Source organism: Lacticaseibacillus sp. 53-4, assembly GCF_016861805.1.
Taxonomy (GTDB): Bacteria; Bacillota; Bacilli; order Lactobacillales; family Lactobacillaceae; genus Lacticaseibacillus.
In genome coordinates this window covers 57,937-73,876 of the sequence record NZ_BOLT01000002.1, presented here as the reverse complement: position 1 = coordinate 73,876, position 15,940 = coordinate 57,937, and the positions used below count along the sequence as shown (strand labels likewise).

The window sequence follows — 15,940 nt, the reverse complement described above, 5'->3', positions numbered from 1 at the left end:
GGCTAAGCGAGGCATTCGCTTAGTCCCTTCAACTTATTTGGCGTTATTTTTTGGCGACTGTCGGGGTTTCCGGTTTGCTTTCGACAATGGCAATCGCGCCCTTGTCGATGCGTGCCTCGAGGTGCTTGGCCTGCGGGTGATCAAGGTAGAAGTCCGCCACGCGGTCTTCAATTTGCTCCTGAATCACGCGGCGCAGCGGCCGGGCGCCCATCGCGGGATCGTAGCCGAGTTCGACTAACTTCTCCTTGACCGGTTCGGTGACCTTGATGGTCAGGCCCTGGTCCTTGATGTTGGCGTTGGTGTCGTTGATCATCAGGCCCACAATGGACAACAGGGTGTCCTTGCTCAGCGGCTTGAACTCGACAATGTCGTCGAAACGGTTGAGAAATTCCGGCTTGAAGTAGTTGCCCAGCTGGTTCAGGACGGACTTGGTCGTGCCGTTGATCGACGCGCCGAAGCCGACGTTCGCCTCGGCGTCGGTCGAGCCGGCGTTTGACGTCATGATGATGATCGTGTCCTTGAAGGAAACGGTGCGGCCCTGGCTGTCGGTCAGGCGGCCGTCATCGAGGATCTGCAGGAACATGTTCATCACATCTGGGTGCGCCTTTTCAATTTCGTCCAGCAAAATCAGGCTGTACGGATTGCGGCGGACTTGCTCGGTCAGCTGGCCGGCTTCTTCATAGCCGACGTAGCCCGGAGGCGAACCGATGAGCTTGGACACGCTGAATTTTTCCATATACTCAGACATGTCAAACCGGATCATGTTCTGCTCGGAACCAAACAGTTCCTTGGCCAGCTGCTTGGCCAGCTCGGTCTTGCCGACCCCGGTCGGACCAACAAAGAGGAAGCTGCCGATTGGGCGGCCGGTCTTGTTGAAGCCGATGCGGTTGCGGCGAATGGCGCGGCCGACTTTTTCGACCGCCTCGTTTTGGCCGATGACATGGGCCTCAAGGTCAGGCACCAGGTTCTTGAGCTGCTCTTGCTCTTGCTGCTTGAGCTCGCCAACGGGGATGTTGGTCATCTTTTCGACAATCTGCTCCATGTCCTTTTCGGTGACCGTTGGCGTGTCTTCCTTTTCCTGCTTTTCGTCTTGCTGCTGCATCTTCTGCAGCTTGGTGACCTGATCGCGGTAGAAGGCGGCCTTTTCGTAGTCTTCCTGCTTCAAGGCGCCTTGCTTCTGCTTTTCGGCTTCGGCAATCTTGTCCTTGATGGTTTGCGGATCGGCTACGGTAATGGTCAAGTTCTTGCGCGAGCCGGCCTCATCCAGCAGGTCGATGGCCTTGTCAGGCAGGAACCGGTCCTGAATGTAGCGGTCGGACAGGTTGACGGCGGCCTCGATGGCGTCGTCGGTGTACTTGACGTGGTGGTAGGCCTCGTAGCGCGGCTGAATGCCCTTTAAGATCTTGATGGTCTCTTCAGGCGACGGCTCTTCGACGGTCACCGGCTGCAGCCGGCGGGCGAGAGCGGAATCCTTTTCGATCTGGCGGTACTCGTTAGAGGTCGTGGCCCCGACGAGTTGCAGTTCGCCGCGGGCCAGCGCCGGCTTGAGGACGTTGCCGGCGTCCATGCCGCCTTCGGCATTGCCGGCACCGACGATTTCGTGGATCTCGTCGATGAAGAGAATGATGTTCGGATTCTTCTTCAGCTCGTCGATGAGCTGCTGCATGCGCTGTTCAAACTGGCCGCGAATTCCGGTGCCTTGCACCAGAGACACGACGTCCAGCTGGATGACGTGGCGGTCTTGCAGCTTGGTTGGGACATCACCGTTTGCGATCTTAAGCGCGAGCCCCTCGACCACGGCGGTCTTGCCGACCCCGGCTTCCCCAATCAAAACGGGGTTATTCTTGGTCCGGCGGTTCAAAATTTCGATAACGCGGGCGATTTCCTCGTCCCGGCCGATGACTGGGTCGATTTCGCCGTTCTTGGCCTTGGCGGTCAAGTCAACGCCGAACTGACCTAAGACGGAATTGCCGCCTTGGCCAGGCCGGTTGCCGCCGCCATTGTCGCCGCGCCCGCTTTGAGTGGGTGGGGTTTGGTCCTGCGGCTGCTGCTGGCCGTTTTGGCCGGAAGCCATCGCCCGGAAGATGTCATCGAGACTGCTGAAGCCGAACGGATCATTGTTTGCATTCGTTGGTTGCATAGTGCCTCCTGCTTGTTGTTTCAACTGCTGGTAGCAGTTTTGGCATAGGTTGATCTCTTGGCGTTGGCCATTCACGTTGGTGTACAAATGAATGGTAGCCGGATTTTGATGGCAATTTTCACATAGCACCGTTGTTCACAACCTTTCTTATCTAAGTCCTTCCGCGCAAAGGACGCGGAAAAGTCAAACCAGGCTTTGACCTTCTTTGACCTTGACTCCAGTGTACACCGCGAAAAATTAAATGCAAGCACTCTTACCGTGAGAGTGCTAATTTTTTCGCGAAATTCAGTGCGACTGCGGTTTCAGCGCTGGTCAACGGCCTGTCTCTAGTCTAAAATAGTGACGGAAAGGGGGCAAGCATGTGGCATCAGACTATGTCCAAATGATGAATGATCTCCGCGCAGGTAAAATTACGGAGATCAAGATCGAACCCGAGACGTTTGCCGCTTTTCGTGAGGCCTGGACCAATTATCCGGCTCGCAAGGAAATCGTCGGCCAGGCGGAGCGCGGGGGCACGATTTTGTACCATTATCAGTCCGCCAAGGGGCAATAAAACCAGCCATGATACTTGTTCTGAAAGCGGAATAATGGTAAGGTTTACAAGAAATAGAATGCAAATTCTATTCGGCAAAAGTTTATACACAAAGGAGCAGATTACTCATGGAAAAACGCGAATTTAATGTTGTTGCAGAAACAGGTATCCACGCTCGCCCAGCCACTCTCTTGGTTCAGGCAGCCAGCAAGTTTAACTCTGACATCAACCTGGAATACAAGGGGAAGAGCGTTAACTTGAAGTCCATCATGGGCGTCATGAGCTTGGGCGTTGGCCAAGGCGCCGACGTCACCATCTCCGCTGAAGGCGCAGACGAAAAGGAAGCTATTGCTGCCATCGAAGAGACCATGAAAAAGGAAGGCTTGTCTAACTAATGACTAAGAACCTGAAAGGGATCGCGGCAAGTGACGGCGTCGCTACGGCGAAGGCCTACCTGCTCGTGCAACCCAATCTGTCATTTTCGAAGTCAACTATTGAAGATACAGACAAAGAGGTCGCACGTCTGCACACCGCGCTCGACCAGAGCATTGCAGAACTGAAGATCATCCGGCAAAAAGCAGCAGAGTCGCTGGGCGAGGAAGAGGCAGAAGTCTTCGACGCGCACATGACCATGCTGGCCGATCCGGAATACATCGGGGCCATTGAAAAGCAGATCACAGACGATAAGGTCAACGCCGAAACCGCCTTGAAGTCTGTTTCCGACGGCTTCATTGAAACCTTTGAAGCGATGACCGATAACACCTACATGCAAGAGCGCGCCGCGGATATCCGCGACGTCTCGACCCGGGTGCTGTCACACCTCTTGAACCGGCCGCTGCCGAACCCGGCATTGATCGATTCTGAAGTGGTCATCGTGGCGCATGATTTGACGCCTTCAGATACTGCTCAGCTGAACAAGAAGTACGTTAAGGCGTTTGTCACCGACATCGGCGGCCGGACCGCGCACAGCGCGATCATGGCGCGCTCGCTTGAGATCCCGGCTGTGGTCGGGACGGACACGGTCACGACGGACGTTAAAAACGGCCAGACCATCACCGTCAACGGCTTGACCGGTGCTGTGACGATCGACCCGAGTGCTGACCAGATCCAGGCTTCCGAACAGGCAGCCAAGGATTTTGCCGCACAAAAGGCCGAATGGGCGCAGCTGAAGACGGCTAAGACGGTGACGGAAGACGGTCAGCACTTCGAAGTCGGCGCCAACATTGGGACCCCGAAGGACATGGACGCGGTGCTTGCCAATGGTGCTGAAGCCGTTGGCCTGTATCGTACCGAGTTCTTGTACATGGACTCGTCGGAGCTGCCAACCGAAGACGATCAGTTCGAGGCGTACAAGACCGTGCTCGAGCAGATGGACGGCAAGCCTGTCGTGGTTCGCACGATGGACATCGGCGGTGATAAGAAGCTGCCATACCTGCCACTGCCACACGAAGATAACCCGTTTTTGGGCTACCGGGCGATTCGGATCAGCCTGGACCGGCAGGACATCTTCCGCACCCAGTTGCGGTCCTTGCTGCGGGCTTCGGCTTACGGCAATCTGCGCATCATGTTCCCGATGATCGGTACAGTCAACGAATTCAAGGCGGCCAAAAAGGTCTTCTTGGAGGAAAAGGACAAGCTGGTCAAGGAAGGCGTGAAGGTTGCTGACAACATCCAAACCGGGATGATGATGGAAGTACCTGCCGCGGCCGTGTTGGCGGATCAGTTCGCCAAGGTCGCAGACTTCTTCTCCATCGGCACCAACGATTTGATTCAGTACACCATGGCGGCGGACCGCGGCAACGACCGCGTGTCTTACCTCTACCAGCCTTACAACCCATCGATCTTGCGCTTAGTGAAGCACATCATCGATTCGGCACATAAGGAAGGCAAGTGGGCCGGCATGTGTGGGGAAGCCGCTGGCGACCCGATCATGGTGCCACTCTTGGTCGGCATGGGGCTCGACGAGTTCTCCATGTCCGCGACCTCTGTCCTGCGCGTGCGTAGCCAGATGAAGGGCCTTTCGGCAAGTTACCTGAAGACCCTCGCAGAGCGGGCCACCACCGAATCCGTGACCAACGAAGACAACATCAAGCTGGTCAAGGAATTTACCGAGAAACACTAATTGAACGCAAAATGAACACGTCCCTGCTTTGGCAGAGGCGCTTTTATTGTGCCCTGCTGAATCAAGTTTGACAGCGGATACATCAACCTCTAGACTAATTTGTGTAGACAAATATGGTTATGGAGATGGCAAAATGGAATTAGCTGTGATTGATATTGGCGGCACTTCGATTAAATTTGCGCGGTGGGACGGGACAGCCCTGCAGGACCGGACGGCGGCGCCAACGCCCAAAACGCTGGCTGAGTTTTACGGACTCTTGGCCAACACGGTAACGAAAATGAAGGCGGATCACCCCATTACAGGGGTGGCCATCTCCAGTCCCGGAGCGGTCAATCAGGCGACCGGCGTGATCGAAGGTGCCAGCGCCTTGCCGTACATTCACAACTTCCCGATCCAGCCTGAGCTGGAGAAGCGCTTCGGCCTGCCAATGGCATTCGAAAATGACGCGAATTGCGCCGCCTTGGCCGAAGTCGCAAGCGGTGCGGCTAAGGGCAAGCAGCGCGTGGCGATGCTGGTGCTTGGCACCGGCGTCGGCGGGGCGCTGATCGCAAACGGCCGGGTCGAACACGGGTCCCACCTGCTGGGCGGCGAGTTCGGGTTCATGCTGCAAAACGGCAAGTCCGTGTCCGCCCAAGCGACGGTCGTTAAGCGCTGCGAGAACTACGAGAAGCGCACGGGTAAAAAGATCACCGGTGAGGCGCTGTTTGCGGCTGCCGATGCCGGCGACCGCGTGGCGCACGAGGAGGTCGAAGGCTTCTTTGAGGCCCTGGCCGAAGTCATTTTCAATCTGCAATACAGCTACGACCCCGAGCTGTTCCTGCTGGGCGGCGGGGTGTCGCGCAACCCGGCGCTGATCCCGGGCATCGAGCGCCACATGGACGGCGTGTTCAAGACAATCGAGATTGCCACCCAGCGGCCGGTCATCAAGATCTGTCAGTACACCGATGCGGCCAACCTGATTGGGGCCGTGGTCAACTACCAGCAGCACGCAGCCAAATAACTAAACTAGGATGCAGTGAACCGCAAGCCAGACTTGCGGTTTTTTTATGTTTTGAATAAACACGAACAATAATTTATTAAAGTGCTTACTTTGTTCCTGAAAACTGTTGAGCGATTTGCCGCGCCGTGCTAAACTCAAAGCAAATACGAAAGCAGGTGACGATTCGTGACAGTTGCAGTAGTGATGGGCTCCACCTCGGATTGGCCAACGATGAAGCAGGCGGCGGCTTTGCTCGACCAACTTGCGATTCCGTACGTCAAGCACGTGATCTCGGCACATCGGATGCCGACGCAGTTGCAGCAGTTCGCCGCAGCGGCGCGAGCCAACGGCATCGACGTGATCATCGCTGGGGCCGGTGGGGCGGCCCATTTACCCGGCATGCTGGCGGCCAACACGACGGTGCCGGTCATCGGGGTCCCCATTAAAACCCGAACATTAAGCGGGATGGACTCACTGCTTTCCATTGTGCAGATGCCGGCCGGGGTGCCGGTGGCCACGATGGCGATCGGCGAGGCTGGGGCCAAGAATGCGGCGCTGATGGCCGCGGCGATGCTGGCCATCCGCGACGCGAAGGTTGAAGCTCGCCTGACCGCGTTTCGCACTGCCCAGACGCAGCAATCGATCGAAAGTGAGGCAGATTTAGATGATTAAGCCAATCTTGCCGCCAGCGACGATTGGCATCGTCGGCGGTGGCCAGCTGGGGCGGATGCTTGCCCAGGCGGCCAAGACGATGGGGTACACCGTTGGCGTGCTCGATCCGACGCCGAACGCGCCGGCCGGCCAGGTCGCCGATTTTCAGCTTCAGGCCGACTATGACGATCACCAGGCCCTTGATGAGCTCGCGCGCCGCAGTGACGTGTTGACTTATGAATTTGAAAACGTCGACCTTGCCGCGCTTCAAGAGGCCAGTAAGCAGGCGGCGCTGCCGCAGGGCACGCAGCTGTTAGCCATCACGCGCGACCGCGTGAAGGAAAAAACGTTCCTGCGCGACCACGGGGTGCCCACGGCAGATTTTGCCGCCGTGCCGGAGCGGGCCGCGCTGATCCCGGCGATCCATGCGGTCGGGGTCCCGGCCATTTTGAAAACCACGACCGGCGGCTACGACGGCCACGGCCAGCTGGACATCAACTCGGATCAGGACCTGCCCGCAGCGGAAGCACTGGTCGCCAAGACGCCGTGCATCCTGGAGGCGCGCGTGGCTTTCGACCGTGAACTGTCACTCATGGTGACGCGCGATGGCCAAGACGTCGTGCGCTGTTTCCCGGTCGTGGAAAATCATCACCAGGATCACATCCTGCACGTGACCATCGCCCCGGCCCCTGACCTGGGTAAGCCTGAGCAGTACCAGATCGATTCGCTGGCCACCAAAATTGCGACAGCACTGAACCTGCGCGGGGTCCTTGGGATCGAGCTGTTCGCCGGCAAAACCGGCGTGCTGGTTAACGAGCTGGCGCCGCGGCCGCATAACTCCGGGCACTACTCGATCGAGGCCTGCAATTTTTCCCAGTTTCAAGCGCACATTCTCAGCATTTGCGGGCTGCCGATCCCCAAGGTGCGCATGAAAGAGTGTGCGGTCATGCGCAATCTCCTGGGCGATGACCTGGCTGCGGCCAAGGCAGCCTGGCCCAAGCATCCGGAGTGGCACCTGCACGACTACGGCAAGGCTGAAGCGCGGCCCGGCCGCAAGATGGGGCACCTGACCGTGCTGGCTGGCGATACCAAAGATTTGATGGGGTCAATTCAATTGGAGGACGAAGATGGAAAAGACTGAGCTGCTGTATTCCGGAAAAGCCAAGGACATGTTTTTGACAGACACCCCTGGGGTCCTGTGGGTGACCTACAAGGGCCAGGCGACGGCACTGAATGGCAAGCGCAAGGTCGAGATCGCCGGCAAGGGCGCTCTGAACCGGCAGATCTCGGGGCTCCTGTTTGAGGAGCTGACCGCAGCGGGCATTCCGACGCACTTCATCAAGGACCTGGACGATCACACGATGCTGGTACGCCAGTGCGCGATGATCCCGCTGGAGGCGGTGGTGCGCAACCTGGCGTCCGGCAGTTTTGAGCGCAAGTTCCACACCGCGCACCTGATGAAGCTGAGTCCGGCGGTCCACGAGTTTTACTACAAGTCGGATGCGCTGGATGATCCGTTCATCAATGACGAGCAGATCAAGGCGCTCCGGTACGCCGATGCGGCCACGCTGGCAACCATCCACGACCTGGCCGATCGCGTCAATGACCTGCTGCAAAAGCGGTTTGCTGACATCGGCATCGCGCTGGTCGACTTCAAGCTCGAGTTTGGCCGCTTGCCCAACGGCACGCTGGTGCTAGCGGACGAGCTGTCGCCGGACAACATGCGCCTGGTGGATGAAGCCTCTGGCAAGTCGCTGGACAAGGATGTTTTCCGCCACGATGAGGGGCCACTGACCCCGGTGTATCAAGTCGTCCTCGACCGTCTGAAAGGAGTCGCTCATGTATAAAGCCAGAATTTTCGTCAACTACAAGCCCAGCGTCCTGGATCCCAAGGCGCAGGTGATTCAAAACACGCTGACCCGCCTGGGCGACGACAATGTCAGCCACGTGCTGGTCGGCAAGTACTTCGAACTGACGCTGACGGCGGCCAGCCAGGCAGCCGCCGAGACGCAAGTGGCCCGGATCTGCGACGAGATGCTCGCCAATGTGAACACGGAGACCTTCAAATTCACCGTTGAGGAAATGGCGGTGGCGCAATGAAGGCGGCGGTGATCAGTTTTCCCGGTTCCAACTGCGACGACGATCTGATTCACGCCATTAGCGATGTGGTGGGTGAGTGCGCGGTGAAAGTACCGGCGACCGCGACGACGCTGGCCGGGTTTGACTTGGTGCTGGTGCCAGGCGGGTTTTCTTACGGCGACTACCTGCGCTCCGGGGCCATCGCCAAGTTTGCCCCGGTGATGGCGGCGCTCAAGCAGTTTGCGCAGGCCGGCGGCTATGTCTTGGGCATTTGCAACGGCTTTCAGATCCTGACTGAGGCGGGGCTGCTTCCAGGCGCGCTGCAGTGGAACACCAGCCTGCAGTTCATCTGCGAGCCCGAGCCGCTGGTGGTGGCTAATGCCGACACCGCTTTTTCTTCGCGATATGAAGCCGGGCAAACGATCACGCTGCCGATTGCCCACGGGGAAGGCAACTACTACGCCGATCCGGCAACGCTGGCTGAAATTGAGGCCAATCATCAGGTCGTGTTTCGCTACGCTAACAATCCTAACGGCAGCCTGAACGATATCGCCGGCTTGACCAACGCGGCCGGCAACGTCCTGGGCATGATGCCGCACCCGGAGCGCGCGGTTGAGCAGCTGATTTTCGGCACCGACGGCTTGGGCGTGTTTGAATCACTGGTCGAAGCAACTAAGGAGGGCGTCTATGCTGCAAACTGAGCTGAGTCCCGCGCAGATCAAAACGGGAAAACCCTACCGGCAGTGGGGACTGACAGATGCGGAGTACGACCGTTTTGCCGAAAAATTGGGCCGGCTGCCGAACCTGACCGAAATCGGGCTGGCTTCCGGCATGTGGAGCGAGCACTGCGCCTATAAGTACAGCAAGCCGGTGCTGAAAACTTTTTGGACCAAAAATGACCGGGTGCTGATGGGGCCGGGCGAAGGCGCCGGCGTCATCGCTATCGGTGAAGGCAAGGCGGTTGTGTTTAAGGCCGAAAGCCACAACCACCCCAGCGCAGTCGAACCTTACCAAGGCGCGGAGACCGGCGTGGGCGGTATCATCCGCGACATTTTCTCCATCGGCGCTAAGCCGGTTGCCATTCTCGATTCGCTGGCCTTTGGCTATCCGGACAACGCCCACACCAAGCAGCTGATTGATCAGGTCGTGGCCGGCATCGGCGACTACGGCAACGCGATCGGCATTCCGACCGTCGGCGGCGAGACCAAGTTTGCCCCAACATACGCGCAAAACCCACTGGTCAACGCGATGTGTGTCGGGGTGATGGACGAAAGCGCCATTCAGCGCGGTAAGGCGGCCGGTACCGGCAACAGTCTGCTATACGTCGGCGCCAAAACCGGGCGCGACGGCATCAACGGCGCCAGCTTTGCCTCGGCCGAATTTTCCACCGAGGAAGAAGCGAACCGCTCCGCCGTGCAAGTCGGCGACCCGTTCATGGAAAAGCTGCTGGTTGACGCCTGCCTCGAAGTGACCCGCGACCATCAAGAAGCATTGGTGGGCATGCAGGACATGGGCGCCGCTGGCCTGGTCTCCTCGACCGTCGAAATGGCCGACAAGGCGGGCTACGGCATGGTGCTCGACTTGGACCTGGTGCCGCAGCGCGAGCCGAACATGACGCCATTTGAGATCATGCTGTCCGAATCGCAGGAGCGCATGATGCTTTGCGTCAAGGCCGGCCGGGAGGATGAAGTCAGCGCCGTGTTCAAGAAGTACGATCTGGACGCCGTGGTCATCGGTCACGTAACAGACGACGGGCGCTACCGGCTTCTGCAGCACGGCGAAACCGTGTGCGACGTGCCCGTGAGCCTGTTGACCGACGACGCGCCGGTTTACCACCAACAAGGGTTGAAACCGCAGCGTCTTGCGCACCCAGCCCCTGATTTTGTGCCGGTGGTCACCGATCCCGGCGCCACCTTGAAGACGCTGCTGGCAGATCCCAACGTCGCCGATAAAACCAGTCTGTATCGCCGCTACGACGCGCAGGTACAAACCAACACCATCGCCGGCCCAGGCGGGGATGCCGCAGTCATTCGCGTACGCGGCACGCACCGCGCGCTGGCTTTGACCACGGACTCCAATGGGCGTTACCTGGCGCTTGACCCTGAGATTGGTGGGGCCATCACAGTTGCCGAGGCGGCACGCAATCTGGTGGTGACTGGCGCCGAGCCAATCGGCATCACCGACTGCCTGAACTATGGGGATCCGACCAAGCCGGAGCAGTTCTACAGCCTGCAGGAATCGGCCAAAGGCATTGTCGCCGCGACCAAGGCGCTCAACACGCCGGTGATTTCCGGCAACGTTTCGCTGTACAACGAAACCAACGGTGAGGCCATCGACCCGACCCCGATGATCGGCATGGTTGGGTTGATCGAGGATCTGACGACCATCACCACGCCGCGCTTCAAGGCGGCGGGTGACTTGATTTACATGCTGGGGGAGACAGGGGCCGACTTTAACGGCAGCCTGCTGCAGCAGATTGAAACCGGCACCGTGGCCGGGCGGCTGCGGCCGCTGGACCTGAAGCGGGAACAACAGCTGCAGCAGACGGTCCTGTCGGCGATTCGCCAGCACCTGGTCTCTGCCGCCCATGACATTAGCGATGGCGGCCTGGCTGTGGCGCTGACCGAAATGACGTTTCACACCGGGATCGGGGCGCAGGTCAAGGTCGCCATGCCCGCCGCGCAACTGTTCAGCGAAACGCAAAGCCGGTTCCTGGTGACGATTCCCCAGGACCAGCAGGCCGCGTTTGAGACGCTGGACGGGGCTGCGGCGACCCTGATTGGCAAGACTGGCGGCCCGCAGCTGGTCCTCGAAGCCGAGAATGGCCGCATTGAAGAGCCCATCAGCACGCTTCAGACCGTTTGGGAGGAGAGCTTACCATGCCTGCTGAAGTAAAAAGTTTGAACGAGGAGTGCGGGGTGTTCGGCGTGTGGGGTGACCCCAATGCCGTGGACATCACGCACCTGGGCCTGCACACGCTGCAGCACCGCGGCCAAGAAGGCGCGGGGATTGTCGGCCGCACGCCGGCCGGCCTGCGCCGGCACTACGGCTTTGGCCTGGTGTCTCAGGTGTTTGCCCAGCCGGCAGACCTCATTGCCCTGCGCGGCCCGGCCGCCTTAGGCCATGTGCGTTACGCCACAGCCGGCGGCGCGATTTTGGAAAACATTCAACCGCTGCTGTTTCGCTTTTCCGATGGGGCGGTCGCCTTGGCGCACAACGGCAACTTGACCAATGCGGTCAGCTTGCGCGCGGCGCTGGAGCAAAACGGCGCGATTTTCCAGTCGACCAGTGACACCGAGGTGTTGATGCACCTGCTGCGCCGCAGTCCGGAAAATACGTTTAAGGACCAGCTGATTGACGCGTTGAACCAAGTTCATGGCGGGTTCGCGTTTGCACTGCTGACCGAGCATGGGCTGTACGCGGCGTGCGACCCCAACGGGTTTCGCCCGCTGGTGGTCGGCCAGCTGCCCAGCGGCGGCTACGTCATCTGCAGTGAAACCGCGGCGCTGAATGTGGTCGGGGCCGAGTTCATCAAGGATGTGCAGCCCGGTGAGCTGATCACCGTCACGAATGCCGGCATGACCGCCGAGCAGTACACGGCCCACACGCAGCTGGCGGTGTGCTCGATGGAGTACATCTACTTTGCCCGGCCGGATTCAGAGATCCACGGCGTCAACGTACACCAGGCGCGGGTGGCCATGGGCAAGCGCCTGGCCCGCGAGCAGCCGGCCGCGGGCGATGTCGTGGTTGGGGTGCCCAACTCGGGACTTTCCGCCGCCATTGGCTACGCCCAGGAAAGCGGCATCCCGTACGAAATGGGCTTGATCAAAAGCCAGTACGTGGCGCGGACTTTTATTCAGCCGACGCAGGCGCTGCGTGAACGCAGCGTGCGCCTGAAGCTTTCGGCACTCAAGGCGGTGGTCAACGGCAAGCGGGTCGTCCTCATCGACGATTCTGTCGTGCGCGGCACCACCGCCAAGCAGATCGTCCAGCTGCTCAAGGACGCCGGGGCCAAAAGCGTGCACCTGCGGATTGCCAGCCCGCCGCTGCGTTTTCCGTGCTTTTACGGCATCGACATTCAGTCCACCAAGGAGCTCTTGGCCGCCAATTACAGTGTGGCGGCCATGCGTCAGCTCTTAGGCGTTGAAAGCCTAGGCTTTTTGTCGGTGGCAGGCTTGGAGGAAAGTGTGAATCTGCAGACCACGGCCCCCAACCGCGGCCTGTGTGTGGCGTATTTCACCGGTCAGTACCCGACGCCGCTGGATGATCACGCGGCGAATCTGAAAGATGAGCTGGCGAAGTTGACGATGAACGTCGAGGAGGTGGCCGCACGATGAGCCTGAATTACGAGCAAGCCGGCGTGAATGTTGCGGCGGGCAACGAGGCAGTGGCGCGAATCGCGCCGCTGGCCAAAGCCACTCAGGATCAAAACGTGCTGGGCGATTTAGGCGGCTTTGCGGCGGCCTACGCGCTGCCCAAGGTCAAGCACCCGGTGCTGCTGTCTGCGACCGACGGGGTGGGGACCAAGCTGCTGCTGGCGCTGGAATGCGATCAGCACGAAACCATTGGCATCGACCTGGTCGCGATGGTGGCCAATGACCCGGTGGCCACCGGCGCGACGCCGCTGTTTTTCCTGGATTACATGGCGACTGATCAGCTGATTCCCAGCCGCGTCGAGGACGTGGTGCGCGGAATCGCGTACGGCTGCCGGGAGGCCCAAATGAGCCTGATCGGCGGCGAAACGGCGGAGATGCCGGGGATGTACCCGCAAAAACACTACGACCTGGCTGGCTTTGCCGTGGGGCTGGCCGCGCGCGAGCAGCTGCTGCCGCAAGGCGTGGCGGCCGGCGATGTGCTGATTGGCCTGCCAAGCAGCGGGGTGCACTCGAACGGCTTCTCCCTGGTGCGGGCGCTGCTGGCCGAAACGAATTTCGGCATGCTGCCGCTGTCTGACGGCACGGAGATCCGCACCGCGCTCTTGACACCGACGCGGCTGTACGTGAAGCCGATGCTGACACTGTTAAAGTCGGGTCTGTTGCACGGCGCCGCGCACATCACCGGCGGCGGCTTCACCGATAATGTGCCCCGGATGCTGCCCCAAGACTTGGCCGCGCGGTTTGACCCGCAGGCCTGGCAGTGGCCAGAGATTTTCCAGCGGATTCAAACCGCTGGTGAGCTCAGCGAGGAAGAGATGCGCAAAACGTTCAATTTGGGCATCGGCATGGTGCTCGCAGTGGCGCCTGAGGACGTGGCGGCGGTGTTAGCCGCCGATCCGCACGCCAAGCGCATCGGTCAAGTGGTGCCGCGCACCCAGGCCGTCGTGGAATGGAGGCGGTCATGACGAAACAGTTGATTGTCTTTGCTTCCGGCACCGGATCGAACTTTGAGGCGCTGGCCGATCATTTCGACCGGACCAAAACGGCGACCATCGTGGCGCTGGTGTGCGATCAACCCGGCGCGCCGGTGCTGGCAAAAGCTGCCGCACGCAAGATTCCGGTGATCGCGCTGAACTACCGCGACTACCCCAGCAAGGCCGCGGCCGAGGCGACGCTGATCGCCCGCTTGCCAGCCTGCGATTTGATTGTGCTCGCCGGCTTCATGCGCATCATCGGCCCCACGCTGCTTAACGCGTACCCGAACCGCATCATCAACCTACACCCGGCCCTTTTGCCGAGTTTTCCCGGCCGCACCGGCATCGAAGACGCCTTTAATTACGGCGTCAAGGTGACCGGAGTGACCGTTCATTACGTCGACGCCGGCATCGACTCGGGCAAAATCATCGCCCAGGCGCCGGTGTTGATCAGCGAAGGCACCACGCTGCCCGCGCTGGAAACCGCAATCCATGACGTTGAGCACCAGCTGCTGCCCCAGACGATTGAGGCACTGATCAAGGAGGAGAAAATCTAGTGAAACGCGCATTGTTAAGTGTGTCCGACAAAACTGGCCTGACCGAATTTGCTGAAGGATTGATTGCCCGCGGGTTTGAACTGGTGTCCACCGGCGGCACCAAAGCCGCCTTGGAACAAGCTGGCCTGGCCGTGACCGGGGTGGAGGCCGTGACCGGGTTTCCCGAAATGCTGGACGGCCGGGTGAAGACCCTGCACCCGAAGATCCATGCCGGTATTTTGGCCAAGCGCGACGACCCGGCGCACATGGCGGCGCTGGCCGAACATGACATTCAGCCGATCGATCTGGTGTGCGTGAACCTGTACCCGTTTGCCGAAACGATTGCCAAGCCAGAAACGACCCGCGCCCAGGCCATCGAGCAAATCGACATCGGCGGCCCCAGCGCCTTGCGCGCCGCCGCCAAAAATGCGGCCAGTGTCTGGGCAGTGGCCGATCCCGCAGATTACCAGCGGGTTCTGACCGGGCTGGACGAAAACGACGCAGGACTGCGAACGCAGCTGGCGGCCAAGGTCTTCCAAATGACGGCGGCCTATGATGCGCAGATCGCCGCGTACCTGGATCCCGAGCCGTTCCCGCAGCAGTTCACCCCGACCTTTAGCAAGGTGCAGAGCCTGCGTTACGGTGAAAACAGCCATCAGCAAGCGGCCTTTTACGGCGCGCCGGACGCGCCGGCCGAATCGCTGGTCAACGCCAAGCAGCTGCATGGCAAGGAACTGTCCTTCAACAATATCCGCGATGCCGACGCCGCCTTAGCCATGGTCAATGAGTATCAGGAACCGACCGTGGTCGCCCTCAAACACATGAACCCGTGCGGCATTGGGCAGGGGGCAACGATTGAAGAAGCCTGGGACAAGGCCTATGAAGCCGACCCCATGTCCATTTTCGGGGGCATCATCGCGCTGAACCGCCCGGTCGACTTGGCCACTGCGGAGAAGATGCATGCGCTGTTTTTGGAGATCATCATGGCGCCAAGCTTTGACGACGATGCCTACGCCGTTTTGGCTAAGAAGAAAAATGTGCGGCTTTTGACCATCACCCTGGCCGGTGGCGCCTTGCCGGAGCGCGTCGAAACCGTCGCGGTCAACGGTGGGGTGCTGCGGCAAACCACCGATACGAAGATCGAAACGGCGGCCGACCTGACCGTGGTGACCAAGGTCCAGCCGACCGAAGAGCAGATCGCCTCGCTGCTTTTTGCCCAGCAGGTGGTCAAGCACGTGAAAAGTAATGCTATCGTCGTCGCCAAAAAAGGCCAGACCCTGGGCATTGGCGCCGGCCAGATGAACCGGATCGGGTCGGTGGAAATCGCACTCACGCAGGCCCAGCAGAACAAAAATTTTGCGGGGGCCGTGATGGCCTCAGACGCCTTTTTCCCGATGGACGACTGCGTGGAATACGCGGCGCAGCATGACATCAAAGCCATTATCCAACCCGGCGGCTCGATTAAGGACAAGGATTCGATCGCCATGGCCGACAAGTACGGCATTGCGATGGTGACGACCGGCGTGCGGCACTTCCGCCACTAAGGAGGCT

At 59.8% G+C, this 15,940-nt stretch carries 15 protein-coding genes; 14 read left to right on the top strand and 1 reads right to left on the bottom strand.

Features of this window, described 5'->3' with window-relative positions; all coding sequences use genetic code 11:
* Nucleotides 1–43: 43 nt before the first annotated feature.
* Entirely contained in the window at nt 44–2,269 is a 2,226-nt protein-coding gene (locus JUF21_RS01255) for an ATP-dependent Clp protease ATP-binding subunit (protein ID WP_203624031.1), read from the bottom strand.
* 232 nt (nt 2,270–2,501) lie between these two features.
* Here JUF21_RS01255 and JUF21_RS01250 point away from each other — a divergent pair, with 232 nt between their 5' ends.
* The 14 genes from JUF21_RS01250 to purH all read left to right on the top strand — a co-directional run bounded on the left by JUF21_RS01250 (nt 2,502) and on the right by purH (nt 15,933).
* Nucleotides 2,502–2,693, top strand: coding sequence for a hypothetical protein (locus JUF21_RS01250; protein ID WP_203624032.1), 192 nt, complete (start codon nt 2,502–2,504; stop codon nt 2,691–2,693).
* A 107-nt stretch (nt 2,694–2,800) separates the two neighbouring features.
* Complete coding sequence (locus JUF21_RS01245) at nt 2,801–3,067, top strand: phosphocarrier protein HPr (protein ID WP_054665507.1); 267 nt, start codon at nt 2,801–2,803, stop codon at nt 3,065–3,067.
* Entirely contained in the window at nt 3,067–4,794 is a 1,728-nt protein-coding gene (gene ptsP, locus JUF21_RS01240; protein ID WP_203662620.1) for a phosphoenolpyruvate--protein phosphotransferase, read from the top strand. The genes JUF21_RS01245 and ptsP overlap by 1 nt, the downstream gene beginning before the upstream one ends.
* Before the next feature lie 133 nt (nt 4,795–4,927).
* Nucleotides 4,928–5,794 carry an ROK family protein gene (locus JUF21_RS01235; RefSeq protein ID WP_203662618.1) on the top strand — a complete coding sequence of 289 codons (867 nt, stop codon included), beginning with the start codon at nt 4,928–4,930 and terminating at the stop codon, nt 5,792–5,794.
* Nucleotides 5,795–5,977: 183 nt separating this feature from the next.
* On the top strand, nt 5,978–6,445 hold the full coding sequence (gene purE / locus JUF21_RS01230; protein ID WP_203662760.1) for a 5-(carboxyamino)imidazole ribonucleotide mutase: 468 nt from the start codon (nt 5,978–5,980) through the stop codon (nt 6,443–6,445).
* On the top strand, nt 6,438–7,565 hold the full coding sequence (gene purK, locus JUF21_RS01225; protein ID WP_203624036.1) for a 5-(carboxyamino)imidazole ribonucleotide synthase: 1,128 nt from the start codon (nt 6,438–6,440) through the stop codon (nt 7,563–7,565). The genes purE and purK overlap by 8 nt, the downstream gene beginning before the upstream one ends.
* Nucleotides 7,552–8,271 (top strand): phosphoribosylaminoimidazolesuccinocarboxamide synthase, encoded by a 720-nt coding sequence (gene purC, locus JUF21_RS01220; RefSeq protein ID WP_203624037.1) that lies wholly within the window; start codon nt 7,552–7,554, stop codon nt 8,269–8,271. The genes purK and purC overlap by 14 nt, the downstream gene beginning before the upstream one ends.
* A complete protein-coding gene (purS, locus tag JUF21_RS01215) occupies nt 8,264–8,524 on the top strand; it encodes a phosphoribosylformylglycinamidine synthase subunit PurS (protein ID WP_203662616.1) in 261 nt (86 codons plus the stop codon). Before purC ends, purS begins: the two co-directional genes overlap by 8 nt.
* Nucleotides 8,521–9,204, top strand: a complete 684-nt coding sequence (gene purQ, locus JUF21_RS01210) for a phosphoribosylformylglycinamidine synthase subunit PurQ (protein WP_203624039.1) — start codon at nt 8,521–8,523, stop codon at nt 9,202–9,204. The genes purS and purQ overlap by 4 nt, the downstream gene beginning before the upstream one ends.
* Nucleotides 9,191–11,398 (top strand): phosphoribosylformylglycinamidine synthase subunit PurL, encoded by a 2,208-nt coding sequence (purL, locus tag JUF21_RS01205; RefSeq protein ID WP_203662614.1) that lies wholly within the window; start codon nt 9,191–9,193, stop codon nt 11,396–11,398. Before purQ ends, purL begins: the two co-directional genes overlap by 14 nt.
* A complete protein-coding gene (gene purF / locus JUF21_RS01200; protein WP_203662612.1) occupies nt 11,383–12,840 on the top strand; it encodes an amidophosphoribosyltransferase in 1,458 nt (485 codons plus the stop codon). The genes purL and purF overlap by 16 nt, the downstream gene beginning before the upstream one ends.
* The gene (gene purM, locus JUF21_RS01195) at nt 12,837–13,844 is read left to right on the top strand and encodes a phosphoribosylformylglycinamidine cyclo-ligase (protein ID WP_203662610.1); all 1,008 of its coding nucleotides are present in this window, start codon (nt 12,837–12,839) and stop codon (nt 13,842–13,844) included. Before purF ends, purM begins: the two co-directional genes overlap by 4 nt.
* Complete coding sequence (gene purN / locus JUF21_RS01190) at nt 13,841–14,410, top strand: phosphoribosylglycinamide formyltransferase (protein WP_203624043.1); 570 nt, start codon at nt 13,841–13,843, stop codon at nt 14,408–14,410. Before purM ends, purN begins: the two co-directional genes overlap by 4 nt.
* Nucleotides 14,410–15,933, top strand: a complete 1,524-nt coding sequence (gene purH, locus JUF21_RS01185; protein WP_203662608.1) for a bifunctional phosphoribosylaminoimidazolecarboxamide formyltransferase/IMP cyclohydrolase — start codon at nt 14,410–14,412, stop codon at nt 15,931–15,933. The genes purN and purH overlap by 1 nt, the downstream gene beginning before the upstream one ends.
* Nucleotides 15,934–15,940: the final 7 nt, after the last annotated feature.